This window comes from Nocardioides deserti, assembly GCF_014266025.1.
GTDB classification, from domain to species: domain Bacteria; phylum Actinomycetota; class Actinomycetes; order Propionibacteriales; family Nocardioidaceae; genus Nocardioides; species Nocardioides deserti.
This window is the reverse complement of record NZ_JACMYC010000002.1, coordinates 140685-161191: the sequence shown is the minus strand read 5'-3', so window position 1 is coordinate 161191 and position 20507 is coordinate 140685. Positions and strand designations below refer to the sequence as shown.

General features: G+C 73.2%; 13 protein-coding genes. 8 read left to right on the top strand and 5 right to left on the bottom strand.

Annotated elements, in window-relative coordinates:
* Positions 1 to 109: 109 nt before the first annotated feature.
* Positions 110 to 6811, top strand: a complete 6702-nt coding sequence (locus H7344_RS04135) for a LamG-like jellyroll fold domain-containing protein (RefSeq protein ID WP_186344759.1) — start codon at positions 110 to 112, stop codon at positions 6809 to 6811.
* A 61-nt stretch (positions 6812 to 6872) separates the two neighbouring features.
* On the opposite strand, the gene H7344_RS04130 is transcribed toward H7344_RS04135, so the two are convergent.
* Genes H7344_RS04130 through H7344_RS04120 form a run of 3 tightly spaced genes read right to left on the bottom strand, consistent with a single transcriptional unit; the run spans position 6873 to position 9868 of the window.
* Positions 6873 to 7310: a DUF309 domain-containing protein gene (locus H7344_RS04130; protein ID WP_186344758.1), complete on the bottom strand. Its 438-nt coding sequence runs from the start codon at positions 7308 to 7310 to the stop codon at positions 6873 to 6875.
* A gap of 59 nt (positions 7311 to 7369) precedes the next feature.
* Positions 7370 to 9520: a DUF4185 domain-containing protein gene (locus tag H7344_RS04125; protein WP_186344757.1), complete on the bottom strand. Its 2151-nt coding sequence runs from the start codon at positions 9518 to 9520 to the stop codon at positions 7370 to 7372.
* 27 nt (positions 9521 to 9547) lie between these two features.
* Entirely contained in the window at positions 9548 to 9868 is a 321-nt protein-coding gene (locus H7344_RS04120; RefSeq protein ID WP_186344756.1) for a hypothetical protein, read from the bottom strand.
* 388 nt (positions 9869 to 10256) lie between these two features.
* On the opposite strand from H7344_RS04120, the gene H7344_RS04115 reads away from it, so the two are divergent.
* Complete coding sequence (locus H7344_RS04115; protein WP_186344755.1) at positions 10257 to 10655, top strand: lipopolysaccharide assembly protein LapA domain-containing protein; 399 nt, start codon at positions 10257 to 10259, stop codon at positions 10653 to 10655.
* A 120-nt stretch (positions 10656 to 10775) separates the two neighbouring features.
* On the opposite strand, the gene H7344_RS04110 is transcribed toward H7344_RS04115, so the two are convergent.
* Positions 10776 to 11969 (bottom strand): ROK family transcriptional regulator, encoded by a 1194-nt coding sequence (locus H7344_RS04110; protein WP_186344754.1) that lies wholly within the window; start codon positions 11967 to 11969, stop codon positions 10776 to 10778.
* A gap of 84 nt (positions 11970 to 12053) precedes the next feature.
* Here H7344_RS04110 and zwf point away from each other — a divergent pair, with 84 nt between their 5' ends.
* The 6 genes from zwf (at position 12054) to H7344_RS04080 (ending at position 18061) form a co-directional block, all read left to right on the top strand.
* Positions 12054 to 13544: a glucose-6-phosphate dehydrogenase gene (zwf, locus tag H7344_RS04105; protein ID WP_186344753.1), complete on the top strand. Its 1491-nt coding sequence runs from the start codon at positions 12054 to 12056 to the stop codon at positions 13542 to 13544.
* Positions 13541 to 15454 (top strand): phosphogluconate dehydratase, encoded by a 1914-nt coding sequence (edd, locus tag H7344_RS04100; RefSeq protein WP_229707002.1) that lies wholly within the window; start codon positions 13541 to 13543, stop codon positions 15452 to 15454. The genes zwf and edd overlap by 4 nt, the downstream gene beginning before the upstream one ends.
* A complete protein-coding gene (gene eda, locus H7344_RS04095) occupies positions 15438 to 16103 on the top strand; it encodes a bifunctional 4-hydroxy-2-oxoglutarate aldolase/2-dehydro-3-deoxy-phosphogluconate aldolase (RefSeq protein WP_229707001.1) in 666 nt (221 codons plus the stop codon). Before edd ends, eda begins: the two co-directional genes overlap by 17 nt.
* A gap of 184 nt (positions 16104 to 16287) precedes the next feature.
* Complete coding sequence (locus tag H7344_RS04090; protein WP_186344752.1) at positions 16288 to 16920, top strand: hypothetical protein; 633 nt, start codon at positions 16288 to 16290, stop codon at positions 16918 to 16920.
* A gap of 146 nt (positions 16921 to 17066) precedes the next feature.
* Positions 17067 to 17576: a glutathione peroxidase gene (locus H7344_RS04085; RefSeq protein WP_186344751.1), complete on the top strand. Its 510-nt coding sequence runs from the start codon at positions 17067 to 17069 to the stop codon at positions 17574 to 17576.
* The gene (locus H7344_RS04080) at positions 17576 to 18061 is read left to right on the top strand and encodes an SRPBCC family protein (RefSeq protein ID WP_186344750.1); all 486 of its coding nucleotides are present in this window, start codon (positions 17576 to 17578) and stop codon (positions 18059 to 18061) included. The genes H7344_RS04085 and H7344_RS04080 overlap by 1 nt, the downstream gene beginning before the upstream one ends.
* Before the next feature lie 105 nt (positions 18062 to 18166).
* On the opposite strand, the gene H7344_RS04075 is transcribed toward H7344_RS04080, so the two are convergent.
* Positions 18167 to 20491, bottom strand: a complete 2325-nt coding sequence (locus tag H7344_RS04075; RefSeq protein WP_186344749.1) for an MMPL family transporter — start codon at positions 20489 to 20491, stop codon at positions 18167 to 18169.
* Positions 20492 to 20507 lie beyond the last annotated feature (16 nt).

The following is a 20507-nucleotide window of genomic DNA, read 5'->3' as shown; positions in this document are numbered from 1 at the left end:
ACACGAAGGAGACGTCGTGAACACGCGACCCAGAGCCCGAACCCGCGCGTGGCGGCCGGTTGCCGCAGCGGTCCTGTCCCTCGCGGTGGCGGGCAGCGGACTGCTCGCCATGTCGCCCACCCAGGCGGCGCCCGCCGAGGTCGTGGACGTGGCAGCGGCGTCTCCGACCGCCGCCGCGACCGAGGTCCCCGAGCCCGACGTGTTCGACGTCGACTTCGGTCGCGGAACGCCTGACGACCGAGCACAGGGATTCGCGGCGACCCCTGTCGACCGGGTGACCCTCGTGGACGATGCCGACCTCGGCCAGACGGTCGCGAGCTTCGACGGCACCGACGACGCCTACCACTACGACGACTTCGCCACCTCGTGGACGGACACGTCGTACGTGCGCCCGACCACGCAGGTCACGGTGCAGTGCACGTTCAAGTACACCGGCCCGGTCCCGCCGACCGGCAACGTGGCCGTCGTCTGTGGCAACAACGTCGGCTCGTACATGCTCTACATCCAGGGCTCGGCACTGGTCAGCAACGTCAAGACCTCGGCCAGCAACTGGATGAGCGCACCGCTCGCGGCCAACCGGTGGATGGACGTCGTGATCACCTACGACGGCTCGTCGATGGCGACCTACGTCGACGGTGAGGTCGTCCACCAGTTCCCCAGGACCGGACCCATCCCCGTGCCGGCCGCCGGCGCTGCGCGGGCCATCACGATCGGCGACTCCCTCGCGCCGGGTGGCGCGGGCCACGACTTCACGGGCCGGATCGCTGCCTCGCGCGTGTGGAGCACGGCACTGACGGCCGATCAGGTGCGGGCGCTGCACGGTGTCGAGGAGCCGGAGGAGCAAGCGGTGCCGGCGGCTGACGTGTTCGACGTGGACTTCGCCCGAGGCACGGCCGACGACCGTGCCCAGGGGTTCGCAGCGACGGCGATGGACGGTGCCACGCTGGTCGAGGACCCCGAGCTGGGCCGCAAGGTCGCGACGTTCGACGGCGTCGACGACGCCTTCCGCTACCCCGACTTCGCCACGTCCTGGACCGACCCGGCCTACGTCCGTCCGACGACGCAGATGACGATGCAGTGCAGGTTCAAGTACACCGGCCCGGTGCCCCCCAGGGGCAACGTGGCCATGATCTGTGGCAACAACGGCGGCTCGTACATGGCCTACCTCCAGGGCTCGAACCTGGTGACCAACATCAGGCAGGGCGCGAGCAACTGGATGAACACCCCGTTCGCGGCCCGCCAGAACCAGTGGGTGGACGTCGTGATCACCTACGACGGTTCGCGGATGGCGACGTACGTCGACGGCGAGGTCGTCAACGTGCTGCCCAGGACGGGTGCGATCGCGGTGCCGGCCGCAGGACCCGCCCGTGGGATGACGATCGGTGACTCGCTCGTCACCGGCAACGAGAACCATGACTTCACCGGCCAGGTCGCGTCGTCGCGGATCTGGAGCACGGCGCTGGCGCCTGCACAGGTGCGCGCGTTGCACGCGGAGCAGTCCGAGCAGCCCGAGCAGCCCGAGGAGCCCGAGCTGCCGGGCGTGCCGGCGGCTGACGTGTTCGACGTGGACTTCGCCCGAGGCACGGCCGATGACCGTGCCCAGGGGTTCGCAGCGACGGCGATGGACGGTGCCACGCTGGTCGAGGACCCCGAGCTGGGCCGCAGGGTCGCGACGTTCGACGGCGTCGACGACGCCTTCCGGTACCCCGACTTCGCCACGTCCTGGACCGACCCGGCCTACGTCCGTCCGACGACGCAGATGACGATGCAGTGCAGGTTCAAGTACACCGGCCCGGTGCCCCCCAAGGGCAACGTGGCCATGATCTGTGGCAACAACGGCGGCTCGTACATGGCCTACCTCCAGGGCTCGAACCTGGTGACCAACATCAGGCAGGGCGCGAGCAACTGGATGAACACCCCGTTCGCGGCCGGCTCGTGGGTGGACGCCGTGATCACCTACGACGGGACCACGATGACGACCTACGTCGACGGTCGGGTCACCAGCCAGCTCGCCCGGACCGGTCCGATCGCCGTGCCGGCCGCAGGACCCGCCCGTGGGATGACGATCGGCGACTCGCTCGCGCCCGGGAGCGAGGCGTTCGACTTCACGGGGCAGATCGCCTCCGTCCGCGTGTGGAGCAGGGCGCTGACCCCCGAGCAGGTCAAGGCCATCTCCGGCACGGAGGAGGAGCCCGACGAGCCGCAGCAGCCGGAGGAGCCCGACGAGCCGGGTGTGGCCCCCCGTCCCAACGTGCTCGACGTGGACTTCGGTCGCGGCACGCCTGATGACCGGGCGCAGGGCTTCGCAGCGACCGCGGTCGACGGCGTGTCCCTGCTCCGGGACGACGAGCTCGGCCAGACCGTGGCGAGCTTCGACGGCGACAAGGACGCCTACCACTACGACGACTTCGCCGAGATCTGGACCAACAGCGACTACGTGCGGCCGACCGGCTCCTTCACCCAGCAGTGCAAGTTCCGGTACACGGGTGCGACCCTGCCGACCCAGCCCCAGCTGGTCTGCCGCGTCCACGGCACGGGTGGGTTCGGGATGTGGGTCAACGGCAGCACGATGACCAGCGCCCTGCGGACCACGACCACCAACGACTGGCTCGCCAGCCGCTACCAGAAGGACGAGTGGGTCGACGCGGTCCAGACCTACGACGGCACGACGTGGAAGGTCTACCTGGACGGCGAGCTCACGGTGTCCAAGGAGCGGACCGGCCAGATCCTGGTGCCCGCCACCGTCGACCGGCCCTACACCCTGGCTGACTGGCCCGGCGGGACCGGCATCCAGAGCTTCGAGGGCGACATCGCGGCTTCCCGCGTGTGGACCCGGGCACTGACGGCCGAGCAGGTGATGGACCTGCACGAGGGCAACGTCAAGGAGTTGGAACCGACGCAGCCGCGCCTGGTCCCGGACCCCGCGGTGCTGGACATCGACTTCTCCCGGGGCACCGCCGACGACGCCGCCCAGGGCTTCAAGGCCACTGCGGTGGGAGGTGCGTCGCTCGTGCGGGACGCGGAGCTGGGCCAGACCGTGGCCAGGCTCGACGGCGACCAGGGCGCCTACCGCTACAGCGGGTTCAGCCAGGTGTGGACGAACGGCCAGTACGTGCGGCCCACCACCGCGTTCACCCAGCAGTGCAAGTTCAGGTACACCGGGGCATCGGCTCCGAGCGGTGTGCAGTACACGTGCCAGAACAACAGCGGTGGCGGGTTCGGCATGTGGATCGAGGCCAGCGGCATGACGGCCAACCTGCAGACCACCCGGAACAACGCCTGGATCGCGGCGCCCTTCAAGCGGGGGGAGTGGGTCGACGCCGTCCAGACCTACGACGGGTCGACCTGGAAGCTGTACGTGAACGGTGAGCTCGCGTCGAGCGCCGCGAGGCAGGGCGACGTCAGGGGCGGGAGCCCTCACGAGGTCGGCGGCTCGCCTGCCAACGCGGCCTGGAACTTCGAGGGCGACGTCGCTGCCTCGCGGGTCTGGGACACCGCTCTGACGCCGTACCAGGTCAAGGCGCTCCACGCCGGGTCGGCCGACATCCCCGAGGTCGACGTGGTCGAGACCGTGCCGGCGACGGGGAGCGACCTCAGGGAGGCCGTGCCGTTCGAGGTGCGCCGCAAGAACGCGGACGCAGCGACCGGCTGGACGTACCTCCTCGACGGGGAGCCGATCGAGCCGGGCGACATGGTCGGCCCCGGCCTCGCTGCTGGCGCGCACGAGATCGTGATCTCGGCGGTCGGTCCCCTCGGCGAGAACCGCAAGTGGCGGGTGTCCTTCACGTCCGAGGTCATGCCTGCCGGTGGTGGGACGGAGACCGGACAGGGCGCGGGCAAGGTGACCTTGTCGGCCATCGCCAGCAACCCCGCGGGCGGCCGGGTGACCACCACCTTCACCGAAGCACTGGTGACCAGTGCCTCCGAGGGATTCCAAGGCGTCGTGGACACGATGCCCACCACGTTGGAGTTCGACTACCGCGAGGGTTCCGAGCTCGTCGGCCTCCAGGAGCCCGATGGCCAGCTGGCCGACAGTCCGAGTAGCCGGGACACGGTCTTCCAACGGTTCGACGTCGACGTGCCGGCCTCCGACGCCAGGCGCGAGGTCGTCTGGAGCGGCGTGGTGGACGCCGCGCGGTCGGTGACGCTCCTGGCATGGCACGTCACCCGGCAGGAGTGGGTCGAGCTCGCCTCGGCGCGCGGGGAGGCCGGGGGTGACACCATGCTCAAGGGACGCGTGCGCCCGGGCTTCGTCGACGAAGGAACCGTGCACCTGATGGTCGTCGGCCAGGACCCGTTCGCCGATGACCTGGCTCCTCGGGACGCCTCCGCGAACCTGCCGGAGAACCGCGACCACTTCGAGGATCCTGAGGACTACGACTTCGCGATCGCCCACTTCAGCGACACCCAGAACATGACCCAGATCGCCGGCAACGTCTGCCCCCAGTACAACCCCGGGGCCGAGCACGTCGCGCGCCAGGCCTACAGCGACCTGACCAGCTGGATCAGTGGGAACTCCGAGGCTCGGAAGATCGCCTACACAGCCCACACGGGCGACCTCATCGAGAGCAACATGACCACCTATCCCGCTCTCTGCGCCAAGAACGCCGAGCAGGTGGCCGCCGAGTTCGCGTTCACCGACGAGATGCAGGCGATCCTCGACGACTCCGGTGTCGTCAACAGCGTCCTTGCCGGGAACCACGACAACGCCGGCGGCACCGACACCGGAGCGGGGAACCTCTTCAACCAGACCTTCGGCCCGGACCGCTACTACGCGGCCTCGCAGGCCTGGCCGGCCGGCGCGTCCTACCACCCGTGGGACGAGGTGCTCGACGAGGACGGCGACGTCGTGACACCCGGCGTGGACAACGACAACAACTACATCCTGTTCAGCGCGGGTGGGCTCGACTTCGTCGCGGTGTCGCTCTCGTACGGCGTGACGGAAGCCGAGGCCGACTGGGCGAGCTCGGTGTTCGAGCGCCACTCGGACCGGAGCGGGGTGTTGCTCACGCACGCCTACCTCTCGGCATCCACGATGTCGGACGGTCGGAGCGCGGGCCGCACCGGCGACGGCGGAGCCCTCTACGAGCGCGTGGTGGTGAAGAACCCGAACGTGTTCCTGGTGCTCGCCGGCCACATCCACGGTGTCGCCACCAACGTCGTGCCCGACTCCGGTGTCACGGTCGACCGCAAGCACGGGGTGGTCGAGCTCCTGGCCGACTACCAGGAGTACCGGGTCCCCGCCCGTGAGGTGTGGCCGGACCAGGTCCAGCCCGGCGGCGGCGTCGACCTCGACGACGACGGTGTCGTCGACTACGGAGGCGGCGACGGCATCATCCTGGGAGCGAGCTTCCTGCGACTGCTGCAGATCGACATCGAGAAGTCGACGATGTCGGTCGACACGTACTCGCCGTACCTGGACAACTTCGGCACGACGGAGTACGACACGTCCGGCCGGTACAACGGGGCCGAGGACAACTTCACGGTGCCCATCGACCTGCCCACGCGCACCACCGGCTTCGCCACCGACGGCCTTTCCGTCCTCACGGCGACCGACACCGTGATCGGCGAGCGGACGGTCGCCTCGGGATGGCCCGCCACCGTCGAGTGGACGGGACTGACCGAGGGCGAGCTGTACGGCTGGCTGGCGACGAGCCGCGATGCCAGCGGCACCAACCTGGGCAGGGTGCAGCAGTTCGGCGGCGTGGTCGTGGCGAACGCGGCCGGTGCCGACGTGACCGCACCCGTGCTGACCGTGCCGGCCGCCGCGCAGGTCCGGGTGGGCGGGGCGTTCGACCCGATGCAGGGCGTCACGGCCCTCGACGCGACCGACGGCGACCTCACGAGCCAGGTCCAGGTGGTCGGGGTGGTCGATCCCCTGACCCCGGGCGTCTATCCCCTGGTCTACTCGGTGGCGGACGCCAACGGGAACACCGCTCAGGCGGTCCAGGTCGTCACCGTGGTGGCAGCGTCGTCGCCCCAGCAGCCCCAACAGCCGCAGCTGACCGCCACCACGGTGCAGGCCAGCAACCTGACCACGCCGGTGGGAGGCACGGCAACGCTGCGGGCGACCATCACCCCGTCGACCGCCACCGGCACGGTCCGCTTCCTCATGGGCGAGGCGCTGGTGTGCGAGGCGGCAGTCGTCGACGGTGCCGCGCTCTGCGCCACCAGCGCGCTGCAGGCGGCGGGCAGCTACTCGGTCGACGCCGTCTACTCCGGCGACGCGGGCCACGAGCCCTCCCGGCGCTCGTTCGTGCTGACGGTCACCGACCCGCCGGTCGCCTCGGCGGTCCCGACGATCTCGGGCACCCCGGAGGTGGGCCAGGTCCTGACGGCACAGCCGGGCGCCTGGACCGAAGGCGCGACGCTGTCCTACCAGTGGCTGCGTGACGGGGAAGCGGTCACGGGTGCGACCGGTCGTACGTACACCGCTGTCGCGGCGGACGCCGGGACCCGGGTGAGCGTGCAGGTCACGGGGGCGAAGGAGGGACACGTCTCCACCTCCGAGACCTCCACGGGGGTGACGGTGGCCCCGGGCACCCTCGCTGCCTCGAAGCCCCGGGTCACGGGCAAGGCGAGGGTCGGGAAGAAGCTCACCGCGAAGACGGGCACCTGGACCGACGGGGCCCGGCTGAGCTTCCGGTGGTACGCGAACGGTCAGCGGATCAAGGTTGCCAAGGGCAAGACCCTGAAGCTGACCCGCAACCTCCAGGGCAAGCGGATCGTGGTCGAGGTGGTCGGGACCAAGGCCGGCTACACCACGGTGGTCAAGTCGTCCACGGCCCGCAAGGTCAAGCGCAGGCGCTGAGACTCCTCGGAGCCGGGCGCCACTGATGGGGTGGCGCCCGGCCACGAGGAGCCTCCGGCGATCAGGGCTCCTCGTGGTCCGCGACGCGCGCCCGGGCGCACGCGACCACCGACGCCACGTCGATCCCGTAGGTCGGGCCGGCCGTGCGGGCGTACGCCGCGAGGTTGCCGGCGCCGCGCTCGACCAGCCGGGCCGCGCCGACGGCGTTGCCGCGGGCGGCGTGGGTGAGGCCGACGCACAGCTGGGCCAGCCCCTGCCACAATGGGCGCTCGTCCTCCGGACCGGACTTCCAGCGGACCTCGAGCGCCTCGTGGGCCGCGAACGGGCGGCCCTGGTCGAGCAGCGTCCGGGCGTAGGCGACGGTCCCCTCGCCGGGGAGCGGCTCCTCGGAGGTCGGCTCGACGCCGGGCTGGCCGTACGGCAGCGGCCGGCCCAGCTCGTCGCGGGGCCGCGCCTGCTCGGCGCGGCCCTGGGCGTTGCGGTCGCGGTCTCGCTCCATGCCCCGACCATGCCACCCGGCCCGGCGGGCCGCCTGTGGGGCCGCTGTCGGTCCGGCCGTCAGTCCACCGGCAGCGGCACCCGCAGGAACCGCGGGCGGTAGAGCAGCGGGTCGTCGAGGACCTCGCCGATGTCGGTGCGGTTCCGGCTGTACGACACGACCACCGACCGCGGCCGGGGGAGCAGGCCGGGGTGCGCGAGCGGCATGTAGCGCAGCTCGCCGGTGGTGCTGTCCGAGGGCAGCTCGGCCACGGGCGGCTGCGCGGTGAACGGCCCGGTAGGTGCGGGGGCGGTCCAGAAGACCAGGTCGGAGCCGAGGAACTCGTCGCGCTTGCTGAAGGCGTACCACCGGCCGTCGCGCTCGAAGACGCTGAGCGTCTGGGAGGTTCCGCCCGCGGCCGGGACCAGCTCCGCGGCAGCGGTCGGGTCGCGCACCCACGCGGTGCCGTCCCAGTAGCGCCAGCGGTCGGGCTCGAGCACGTCGTCGGGGCGGACCCGCGCGACCTGGAGGGAGAATCCGGTCGGCATCCCGGTGTCGGGCCGCGCGGTGCCGTACAGGTGGAGCCAGCCGTCGCGCCGTTCGGCCGCCGCCCCCCACATCGGGCGGGTGGTGTCGGCGGAGTCGGGGCCGACGTCGACCCGCTCGACGAGCTGGGGGGTGCCGCCCTCGGGGACGACGAAGAGGGCGACGGCGGGGCCGATGTTCTCGAAGCCGAAGGCGTCGTCGCGGTCGGTGGACCGCACGCGCTGGGCGGTGACGGTGACCAGGTCGTAGCCGGGGCGCCCGTCGACGACGACCGACATCGGCCAGTACCCGACCTCGCGGTCCCGATCGGGGATCACCGCACCGCCGCCGGCCGGGACCACGACCCGCAGGCAGCCGGGCTCGACGACGAGCATCGAGTTGCGGACGAACCGCTCCTCGCCGCCGGTCCCGCGCAGGGTGTCGCCGAAGACCCACAGGCGGCGGCCGTCCTGGAGCTCCGCCTGCGCGCCGACGTCGCCGCCGCGGAACTGCGGCGACCCGCGCAGCTCGGTGATCCGGTTGAGGTCGGCGACGGTGCGCACCGGCCCGGTCGGCTCGCAGGTGGTGGCCGAGGCGAGGCTCGGGTACGCCGTGTCCCCGTCGGCGCCGTCGGCGCCCGGCAGCAGGGTCAGGGTGAGCACCGTGCCGGCAGCGAGCGCGGCCAGCACCGCGACCAGCTGGATCCGCCAGCGACCGCTGGTGGGCACGTCGTCGGCCGGGCGGCCCGAGCCGGTGGCCGCGGGGCTGTGCCGAACGCCGTCGAACCGGGTGAGCGCCAGGACGAGCAGGCCGGTGGCGGCGACCGCTCCGAGGAACCACAGCGCACGGCCGGGACCGCCACCGGCCGCGGCGTCGCGGACCCCCTCGGCCGCCGCCCCGGCACTGGTCCACCGCACCAGGTCCGCCCACGGTCCGGGCAGCAGCAGGGGGTCGTCGGCCACCAGCAGGGGCGCGGGCAGCACGAGGAGCACCGCCGCGCCGATCAGCAGGCCGGCGAGGCCGAGGAACGCCTCCAGGGCCAGGGTCAGCAGCCCGGCGGCCAGGACCCCGAGCGCCAGCACGGCCGCCACCTCGGCCGCCGCGCTCCCGAGCACGCCGGGCAGCAGCGGGGCGAGGCCCGCCGCGACCGCTGCGAGCGCGCCGACGGCGACGAGCCGGAGCAGGCCGCGCGGGAGCGTGCGCGCGAACGGCCCCCACACCAGCGACACGACCAGCACCAGGACGAACCCGCCGGCCGCCGCGGCGAGGCCCAGCACGTCGTACGCCGGGGCGTCGCGGGCGGGGCCGGCCCGCTCGACGGTGACCGTGCGGCCGCGGCGCTCCTCCGCGGCGCGGACCTCCCGCACGAGCGCCCGGTCGAGCTCGGGCGTGCGCAGGCGGGGCAGGAGCAGGGTGTCCTCGGTGCTGCGCAGGTCGACCACGACCACGGCGACCACGTCGCCGTCGGCGAGTGCCCGCTCCGCCGCGGCCCGGTCGTCGGCGGGCGCGGCGTCGAAGGGTGCGTCCGGCAGCGCGTCGACGTCGTCCGCGAGCGGGCCGACCACGACCTCCGGCCCGACCAGCAGCACCGGCGCGCGGTGCGTGCGGCCCGCCGCCGCGTCGTCGAGGGCCGGCAGCACCGCGAGCAGCGCGCCGAGCAGGACCACCAGGCCGGCGATCGTCCGCAGGCGCCGCCGAGTGCTCACCGGCCCCGTTCTACCCGACCGGTCCTCTCACCCATGAAGGAGCAGCGCGAGGCCGGTGGTCACCGCGGCCGCCCACCACGCGGCGGTGCAGGCGAGGAACGGCGCCCACTCACCGGTACGCCGTGCCCGGACGCCGAGGTAACCCCAGGGTCCCTTCGTGGCCAGGTGGAGCGCCATCCGCGCGGTCGCCCGCACGCCCACGACGCGGCCCCAGCCGCGCAGGTCCGCCAGGTCGCGGACCGCCGCCACCAGCCAGAGCGCGGCCGTCGCCAGGCCGAGCGCCAGCCCGACGTCCGTGGCGACCGCCCGGGGAGCAGGACCAGCACCGGGTTGAGCAGCACCAGCCACGCGTGCGCCAGCGCGAGCTGCCACGCCGGCTCGCGGGCGTAGACCGGCAGCGCCGCGCGCCACGGCGTACCGGGCGCTACGACGGGGGGCAGCGGCTCGCCCGCCGCGAGCCCCGGAGGGCCGACGTCGTCGCGGCGGGGTGAGGTGGTCTCGGTGGACCGGGGCTGGGGCTGGATGTCGGGCTGGGCGTCGGGCTCGGGCGTCGTCGGCACCAGGCGGAGGTGCGGTCCGGCCGCCGTCGAGGGCCCGACGCCGACCGGCCTGAGGTCCGGTCCGGGGGCGAGGGGCTGGGCTGTCACGGGCATGGAAGTACCCCACGCGCGCGGCGTCGTGCCAGCCGGGACGGACGCGATCTCGGTCACGGTCGCGGGATGGGTACCGGACGGGCATGACGCACCCGTCCGAGCAGCCTCCCGCCGGCCCGCCGACCCCGGTCGACCCGGAGCCGACGTCCTCGTCCGCACCCTCCGGCACGCCCTCGACCACGCCGTCGTCCGCGTCCGCCACGTCTGCGTCGGGTGACCCGCTCCGCGGCTCGCTCACCAGCGGTGTGTGGGCGGCGATCGTGGCGTTCGGCCTCGTGCTGGTGCTGCTCGTCGTGTTCATCGCGCAGAACACCGAGCCGGTGCTCGTCCGCTTCCTCGGCTTCGAGGGCGAGACCCCGCTGGCCGTCGCCCTGCTGATCGCCGTCGCCGCCGGCCTGCTGCTCACCGCCCTCGCCGGCACGCTCCGCCTCTGGCAGGTCCGTCGCCGCGTCCGCCGCGAGACCAAGCGCAGCCGCCGCTGACGACGTACCCCCTCGGGGTAACGAGCCGATCACTTCACGGCCTTTGCCGCCGCTTCCCTGCCATCGCAATGGCCGCGAAGCGCCAGCATCCCAAGTAAACTTGGGATGCTGGCAATCCCTTCAGGCCTCCGCGCGAGCCGCCCGCAACCGCGCGTCGACGGCGACGGGCGAGAGCTCGTGGTCGATGACGAGGGCGGCGCAGCCGACGAGGCCGGCGGAGTCGCCGTGGGCGGCGGGGGCGAAGCGCAGGTCGCGGGTGACCGAGCCGGCGGCGCGGGCGTAGACGGACTCGCGCATGCCGGCGGTGTAGAGGTCGAAGGCGGAGCCCATGTCGCCGCCGACGACGACGGTCTGCGGGTGGAGCAGGTTGACGGCGACGGCGAGCACCTCGCCGACGCGCCGGCCGCTCTCGCGCAGCAGGCTGCGAGCGACCGGGTCGCCGTCCAGCGCGAGGCCGACGAGGTCGCGGACGTGGCGGGCCTCGGCGCCGCCCTCGACGAGCCGGTTGACCATCGCCCAGCCGGCGGCGACGGTCTCGAGGCAGCCGTGGGCGCCGCAGCGGCACAGCAGCTCGTCGGCGCCCTCGACCCGGGTGTGACCGAGCTCGCCGGTGACCCCGCGGGAGCCGTTGACGAGGCGGCCGTCGGCGATGACGCCGATGCCGAGGCCGGTGGAGGCCTTGACGACGAGCACGTCGCTGCCGAGCGGCGCCGGCCCGAACAGCTCGGAGCGGGTCAGGGCCGAGGTGTCGTTGGTGAGGTGCAGCGGGGCGGTGCACGCGTCGGCGAGGTACGGCGCGAGGGGGACGCCGTCCCAGCCCTTCATGACCGGGGCGTCGACGCTGACCCGCCGCTCGGGGTCGACCGTGCCGGGCAGGGAGAGGCCGATCCCGAGGACGGGCGGCTCGATCCCGTCCAGGAGTGTCCGTAGCCGCTCGGCGACGTCGGGCATCACCTCGTCCGGCCCGCTGCCGACCTCGTGGTCGCGGGTGTCGCCCACGATCTCGCGGCCCTCGAGGTCGAAGACGCCGACCTGGGTGCGCGAGCGGCCGACGGCGATGCCGACGACGACGGCCGCGTCGACGTTGAAGCCGAGCGCCCCGGCGGGCCGGCCGCCGGTGGAGGCGACGCCACCGCCCTCGACGAGCAGCTCGGCGCCGACGAGCGCGGCGACCCGCTGCGACACGGCGGTGCGGGAGAGCCCGGTGGCCCGGCCGAGCTCGGCGCGGGTCGTCGCCTCGCCGCTGCGGACGAGTGCCAGGAGGCCGCCGGCGGTGGTCTCGGGGCCGGTGCCAGGAGCGTGCGGAGTGCTCACCCGAGGATCAAAGCACGGGTACTTTGTCCACGAAAAGTCCGAAGTGGGCTTGTAACGATCCAAAAGTCCTGGGACCGTGGACCCATGGCCCCCTCCACCGACACTCCGAACCCGCACGCGGCCCTCCCGGAGCACTGCGACTTCACGGTGTTCGGCGGGACCGGCGACCTGGCGCTGCGCAAGCTGCTGCCGGCGCTCTACCACCGCGACCGCGAGGGCCAGCTGCTCCCCGGCCACCGGATCGTCGGCGTCTCGCGCAGCCCGATCGACACCGACGGCTACCGCTCGCTGGTCCGCTCGGCGCTCGAGACCCACGTCCCGGCCGAGGAGATCGAGCCGGTCGCCGTCGAGCGCCTGCTGTCCCGCCTGCACCACCTCGAGCTCGACGCCCACGAGCCCGAGGGCTGGCACGACCTGCACGGCCTGCTCAAGGACCGGCCGGGCGCCGACCGGGCGGTGCGCGTCTACTACCTCGCGGTCGCGCCCGGCCTCTTCGGCCCCACCTGCGAGCGCCTCGACGAGCTCGGCCTCGTCGACGAGCGCTCCCGGGTCGTGATGGAGAAGCCGATCGGCCACGACCTCGCCTCGGCCCGTGCGGTCAACGACGCGGTCGGCCGGGTCTTCGCCGAGCACCAGGTCTTCCGCATCGACCACTACCTCGGCAAGGAGAGCGTGCAGAACCTGCTCGTCACGCGGTTCGCCAACGCCTTCCTCGAGCCGCTGTGGAACAGCCGCTGGGTCGACCACGTGCAGATCACCGTCGCCGAGACCGTCGGCGTCGGCAAGCGCGGCCCTTACTACGACAACGCCGGAGCGCTGCGCGACATGGTGCAGAACCACCTGCTCCAGCTCCTGTGCCTGGTCGCTATGGAGCCCCCGACGTACGTCGGCCGCGAGACCGTCCGCGACGAGAAGCTCAAGGTCCTCCAGGCGCTCAAGCCGCTCACCCCCGCCGACGTCGACCGCGACACCGTGCGCGGCGTCTACGACGGGTACGCCGACGAGGTCGACCACGCGGACACGCGGACCGAGACCTTCGTGGCGCTCAAGGCCGAGGTGCAGAACTGGCGCTGGGCCGGCGTGCCCTTCTACCTGCGCACCGGCAAGCGGATGGACCACCGCGCCTCGGAGATCGTCGTGGTCTTCAAGGAGCCGCCCCACGCGATGTTCCCGCAGAGCGAGGGGACGACGACGGCCAACCGGCTGCACATCCTGGTCCAGCCCGACGAGGGCATGAAGCTCCACCTCACCGCCAAGGAGCCCGGCCCGGGCGGCATCCGGCTGCGGCCGGTGTCGCTCGACCTCTCCTACGCCACCGCCTTCGACCAGCGCTCGCCCGACGCCTACGAGCGGCTGCTCATGGACGTCGTGCGCGGCAACCCGACGCTGTTCATGCGCCGCGACGAGGTGGAGGCGGCCTGGACCTGGGTCGAGCCGATCCTCGCGCGCTGGGCCCAGCGCTCCGCGGAGCTCGAGGAGCGCCCCGAGACCTACCTCGCCGGCTCGACCGGCCCGACCGCCGCCGCCGACCTCGTCGAGCGTGACGGCCGCACCTGGCAGGAGACCGACCAGTGACCCAGCAGATGCATCCGACCGTCGCGGCGGTGACCGCCCGGATCACCGAGCGCAGCGCCGCCGGCCGCGCGGCGTACCTCCGTCGCGTCGAGCAGGCCGCCGACCGCGCCCCCGCCCGCCACCGGCTGGCCTGCGCCAACCTCGCGCACGGCTTCGCCGCCTCCGAGCCGGCGGGCAAGGCCGCGCTGCGCGGGCGGGTGAAGCCGAACGTCGCGATCGTGACCAGCTACAACGACATGCTCTCGGCGCACCAGCCCTTCGGCACCTACCCGCCGGTGCTGAAGAAGGCGGTCGTCCGCGCCGGCGGCGTCGCGCAGGTCGCCGGCGGCGTGCCGGCGATGTGCGACGGCATCACCCAGGGCCGCGACGGCATGCAGCTCTCGCTCTACAGCCGCGACGTGATCGCGATGTCGACGGCGATCGCGCTCTCCCACGACATGTTCGACAGCGCGCTGATGCTCGGCGTCTGCGACAAGATCGTCCCGGGCCTGCTCATCGGCGCGCTGTCCTTCGGCCACCTGCCGACGGTGTTCGTGCCCGGCGGCCCGATGGCCTCCGGCCTCCCGAACGGCGAGAAGGCCCGGGTGCGCCAGCTGTACGCCGAGGGCAAGGTCGGCCGCGAGGAGCTGCTCGAGGCCGAGGCGGCGTCGTACCACTCGGCCGGCACCTGCACCTTCTACGGCACCGCGAACTCCAACCAGCTGATCATGGAGGTGCTCGGGCTGCACCTGCCCGGCTCGTCCTTCGTCAACCCCGGCACCCCGCTGCGCGAGGCGCTGACCCGCGCCGCCGCCGCTCGCGCCGTGCAGATCACGCGTCAGGGCGCGAGTGCGGGGACGATGAGCCCCACGCCGATCGCGAAGATCGTCGACGAGAAGGCGATCGTCAACGCCTGCGTCGCCCTGCTGGCCAGCGGCGGCTCCACCAACCACACGCTGCACCTCGTCGCGATCGCCCGTGCCGCCGGCATCACGCTGACCTGGGACGACCTCGCCGACCTCTCCGCGGTCGTGCCGCTGCTGGCCCGGGTCTACCCCAACGGCGCCGCGGACGTGAACCACTTCCACGCCGCCGGCGGCATCGCCTTCCTCGTCCACACCCTGCTGCGGGCCGGGCTGCTGCACGAGGACGTGTGGACGATCGCCGGCCGCGGCCTGCGCCACTACACGACCGAGCCGGTGCTGCGCGGCGACGCCGAGGCCGGCGACCTGACCTGGGAGGAGGGGCCGAAGGCCAGCCTCGACCTCGACGTGCTGCGCCCGGCCGACGACCCGTTCTCGACCACCGGCGGGCTCGAGGTGCTGCACGGCCCGCTCGGTACCGCCGTGGTGAAGACCTCGGCGGTCAAGCCGGAGCACCGCGTCGTCACCGCCCCGGCGAAGGTCTTCGACGACCAGGCGGACCTGCTCCAGGCGTTCCAGGACGGGCTGCTCGACGGTCGCGACCTCGTGGCGGTCGTCCGCTACCAGGGCCCGGCCGCCAACGGCATGCCCGAGCTGCACAAGCTCACCCCTGCCCTCGGCGTGCTCCAGGACCGCGGGCAGCGGGTCGCGATCGTCACCGACGGCCGGATGTCCGGCGCCTCGGGCAAGGTCCCGGCCGCCATCCACGTCACGCCCGAGGCCGCGCTGGGCGGTCCGCTCAGCCGTGTGTGCGACGGCGACCTGCTCACCGTGGACGCCGAGCGCGGTGTGCTGTCGATCGAGACCCACGACGGCGCCGACCTGGCCTCCCGCGAGCCCACCGGCCGCGCGCCGGAGGGCGAGGAGTGGGCGGGGACCGGCCGCGAGCTGTTCGCGGCGTTCCGTGCGACCGTCGGCCCGGCCGACGCCGGAGCGAGCGTGTTCCCGGCGTACGACGCCCCCGTCCAGCCCACCCCGCGGGAGGTGCCCCTTGTCCAGCCCGTCTGACTCCCTCCTGGACGCCCTCGCCGACCGGGCCCCTGTCGTGCCGGTCGTCGTGGTCGACGACGTCGCGCACGCCGTGCCCGTCGCCCGCGCGCTGGCCGCCGGTGGCGTGCCGGTCGTCGAGCTCACCCTGCGCACGCCGGTGGCGCTCGACGCGATCCGGGCGATCGCGGCCGAGGTGCCGGAGGTGCTCGTCGGCGCGGGCACGGTCACCACCCCGGAGCAGGCGGAGCTCGCGCTGGCCGCCGGCGCGCAGTTCCTCGTCTCGCCCGGCGCCACGGCGAGCCTGCTGGGCGCGATGGGCGACACCGGGTTGCCGTACCTGGCCGGCACCGCGACGGTCTCGGAGGTGCTGGCCGTGCTCGAGAGCGGCCGGACCGAGATGAAGTTCTTCCCCGCCGAGGCCTCCGGCGGGACGGCGTTCCTGTCCTCGGTCGCCTCGCCGGTCCCCGCCGCGCGCTTCTGCCCCACCGGCGGGATCACCTCCCGCAACGCCGCGGCGTACCTCGACCTCCCCAACGTCGCCTGCGTCGGCGGCTCCTGGCTCACGCCGAAGGACGCGCTCGCCGCCGCCGACTGGGCGCGGGTGACGGCCCTCGCCGCCGCCACCGCCGACCTCCGCGCGGCCGGTCAGGACCAGCTGTCGCAGTGATGGACCGCCGCGGCTGACGGCCCTACTGTGTGCTAGCTCGGCCGCGGGGCGGCCGCGCACGACGTCCCCGCTCGACCGTGGGGGGAGGGCGGGGACGTCCGCTCCGGTGGCCGGCTGCGGGACGCCGGGCTGGAGCATCGGGCCGGGACACCGGGCCGGGATACTGGGCCGAGATACTGGGCCGGTGGCCGCCCATCGACGTCGGTGGACCCCGACCCTCGTGGTCGTGGTCGCCGCGCTGCTCATCAACCTGCCGGTGCTGCACGGCCTCTACCTCGACCGGCGGCTCGCCGCGGACGGCGTCCACCGCGTCGCGCCCGTCGAGGCGCACCGCGAGGCCGGCGGCGCGCACCTCCTGCGGTACGCCCTCGACGGCGCGTCCTTCACCGCGGACGTCGAGGAGGACGTCTTCGAGCAGGCCGTCCACACCGGCGAGGTCGGGGTGCGCGTGCTGCCCGACGATCCCGGCACCCACCGCGTCGACGGCGCCGTCAGCAGCCGCCTCGGACTCGTGGTCACCCTGGCCGCGGACGCGGCGCTCGCGCTGATGCTCTACCTGCTCTGGCGCTTCCGTGGCCGGCTGCGGCCCCGGCTCCGGTTGGTCGCCATGCAGGACGTCGAGCGGTGTCGGCCCGGCGCGGTGCTCGAGCAGATGGAGGGCGACTGGTACGTCGTGTGCGGCGAGGTCCTCGAGATCGGCGACGACGAGCTGGTGCTCGACCTCGGCGACCGGCGCGTGCAGGTGCTGCTCGACGGCCACGCCAACCCGGTCGGCCACCAGCAGCCGGCGAAGGTCGTCGGACGGGTGGTCCCATGACGGGCTCGCCGAGCGGTCCGCCAGCCGGTCCGCCGGCCCGTTCGCCGGCCCGTTCGCCCGCCCGTTCGCCGGCCCGTTCGCCCGCCCGTTCGCCGGCCTGGTCGAGCGGCTGACCGGGTCACCGCCGGCCTGCCATGCTGGCGGCCATGACGACCCTGCACGACTTCTCCGCGCGCGGCATCGACGGCAGCGACGTCGACCTCGCGGCGTACGCCGGCCGGGTGGTGCTGGTGGTCAACACCGCCTCCCAGTGCGGCTTCACCCCGCAGTACCAGGGCCTGCAGGCGCTGCACGACCGGTTCGCCGACCGCGGCTTCGCGGTGCTCGGCTTCCCGTGCGACCAGTTCGGCGGCCAGGAGCCCGGCACCGACGAGGAGATTTCCGGCTTCTGCGAGCGGAGCTTCGGCGTGACGTTCTCGCTGTTCTCCAAGGTCGAGGTCAACGGCCCCGGTGCGCACCCGGTCTTCGGCTACCTGCGCTCGGAGAAGGGCGGCGTGCTCGGGGACCGGATCAAGTGGAACTTCACCAAGTTCCTCGTCGGCCGCGACGGCCGGGTCGTGGAGCGCTACGCGCCGACCACCAGGCCCGAGAAGATCGCCGGCGACATCGAGGCGGCGCTCGCCGCGCCGGTCCCCGACGGGCGGGGGCCGGCCTGATGGCGCGCTTCACCTCCGGCACGAAGGCCCAGGCGGTCGTGCTCGCGCCGCGGCAGGCGATCTGGGACGTCCTCACCGACCCCGCGCTGGTCGCCGAGCTGACCCCGCTGCTGAAGCGGATCGAGGCCGACGGCGAGCACTGGACCTGGCACATGACCGGGATCGACGTGCTCGGCGTGAAGGTCGCGCCGACGTTCACCGAGCGGATGAGCTACCGGGAGCTGGAGCGGATCGACTTCGCCCACGACCCGCCGGCCGGCGTGGACGAGCGGGCCGGCGTCGAGGGGTGGTACGTCCTCACCGAGGTCCCCGAGTCCGAGGGCGGCGGCACCCACCTGGCCACCAGCCTCGACATCACCCTCGAGCTGCCGTTGCCGAAGCTGTCCTCGCCCGCGGTCACCCCGGCCATGCGCGGGGTGATGGGCCAGATGGGCGAGCGGTTCTCGCGGAACCTGCTCGCCCACCTGGGCGTCTCGCAGCGCTGACCGGCCCCCGTCGCGGGGTAGTAACGGACGTTTCCGACCTCCACCGGGGTAGTCACGGACGTTCCTGACCGTTACTACCCCGGCGGCGCCGTGGTACGACGTGCGTCAGACCGGCTGGCGGTCGGCGGCGTGCTGGCCGGGGGAGGCCTCGTCGGGGACGAGCTCCCCGCCCTGGCCGCGCTCGAGCTTCTCGCCCTCGACGTCGACGTTCGGCAGCAGGCGGTCGAGCCAGGACGGGAGCCACCAGGACTTCTCGCCCATGAGGTAGAGCAGCGCCGGCACGAGCGCCATCCGGATCACGAACGCGTCGAGGAAGACCGCGACGGCGAGCGCGAAGCCCATCGACTTGATGATCGGCTCGTCGATCAGGATGAAGGCCGCGAAGACCGAGATCATGATGACCGCGGCCGCCGCCACCACGCGGGCGCTGTTGCGGAAGCCGTCGACGACCGCGTCGCGGGTCGACATGCCGTGGACGTGCGCCTCGCGCATCCGGGTCACGAGGAAGACCTGGTAGTCCATCGCGAGACCGAAGACCAGGCCGATCAGGAAGATCGGCATGAAGCTGACGATCGGCTGGCCCTCGACCAGGCCGAACGCGCCCTCCTGGAAGACCGCGACGGTGATGCCGAGCGTGGCCAGCACCGAGAGCAGGAAGCCCAGGGTGGCGGTGAGCGGCACCAGGATCGAGCGGAAGACGATCATCAGCAGGATGAACGCCAGCCCGATGACGACGAGCAGGTAGATCGGCAGCGCGTCGCTGAGTCGCTCGGAGACGTCGGTGAAGATCGCGGTCGTGCCGGTCACGCCGAGGTCGGCGCCGGTGGCGTCCTCGACGTCGGCCTGGCCGTCGCGCAGGTTCGACAGCAGGTCCTCGGTGGCGGTGTCCTCCGGGCCGCTCTCGGGGGTGACGAGCACCTGGGCGCCGGTGCCGTCCTCGTTCTGGCCGACGATCTGGGCGCTGCTCACGTCGTCCTGGCCGGCGGCCCACGCCACGACCTCGCCGTACGCCGCGGGGCGCTCGTCGGCGGGCACGTCACGGCCGTCGGCCACGACCAGCAGCGGGGCGTCGCGGCCGGGGCCGAACGCGTCGGCCACCAGGTCGGAGGCCTTGCGCTGGGTGGAGTCCGCCGAGGCGGTGCTGTCGGTCGGGAACGCCAGGTGCAGGTCCTTCATCGGGATGGCCAGCGAGCCGAGGGCGACGACGACCAGCGCGACGACGACCAGCGGCTGCTTGCCGACGACCCGGGCCCAGCGGACGCCGTTGTTGAGGATGCGGCCGTCGTGGTCGCGGGCCGGGCGGTAGCGGCGGACGGTGCCGGCGAAGACCTTCGAGCCGAGCATGCCGAGCAGTGCCGGCAGCAGCGTGAGCGCGACGAGCACGGCGACCAGGACGGTGCCGGCGGCCGCGATGCCCATCGAGGTGAGGAACGGGATCCGGACGACCGACAGCGCGGCGAGCGCGATGAGCACGGTGAGGCCGGCGAAGACGACGGCCGAGCCGGCGGTGCCGACGGCGAGGCCGGTGGCGTCCTGGCGGTCGGAGGTGTGCTCCATCTCGGCGCGGAACCGGGCGAGGATGAACAGGCAGTAGTCGATGCCGACCGCGAGGCCGATCATCGTCGCGAGCATCGGGGTGGTGGAGCCGATGTCGGTGAACGCGGTCATCAGGCTGATGCCGGTGACGCCGAACCCGACGCCGACCGCGGCGGTGACGATCGGCAGGCCGGCCGCCACCAGCGAGCCGAAGGTCAGGATCAGCACGACCAGCGCGACCGCGATGCCGATGAGCTCGGAGGTGCCGCCGATGTGCGGCATGCCCTGGCTGCCCGAGCCGTTGGCCTCGACGGTCAGCCCGCTGTCGCGTGCCTCGGCCATGACGTCCTCGAGCGCCTCGATCGTCGTCGGCTCCACGTCGGCGACCGACTCGACGGCGAAGTCGAAGGTGATGATCCCGACCCGGCCGTCGTCGGACAGCGGCGAGAGCGCGTCGGCGTTCGCCTCGGCGACCTCGGCGTCGCCGCCCGCCTCCTTCGCGGCGCCGACCAGCTGCTGGCGCTGCTGCTCGGCCGCGGTCACCGGGTCCGCGAGCGGGGTGTCCGGCATCTGCGGCAGCTCGGAGAGCTCGCCGACCAGCGCCTCGGTCGCCTTCGTCCACTCCGGGTCGGCCAGCTCGGCGCCCTCGGGCGCGGCGACGACGACGTTGACCGTCGCGCGGTCCGAGGGGTCCGGGGCGTTCGGGAAGAGCTCGGCCTGCATGTCGGAGGCCTTCTCCGAGGGGATGCCCGGGATGGAGAAGGAGTCGCTCATCGGCTTCGAGAACGCCGCGACGGAGGCGCCGAGGGCGATGAAGAGCACGACCCAGGTGGCGATGACGAGGGGCCACCGCCGGTAGGCGGTGAGTCCGAGGCGGTGGAGCAGGGTGGCCATGAGGTTCCTTGGGGCT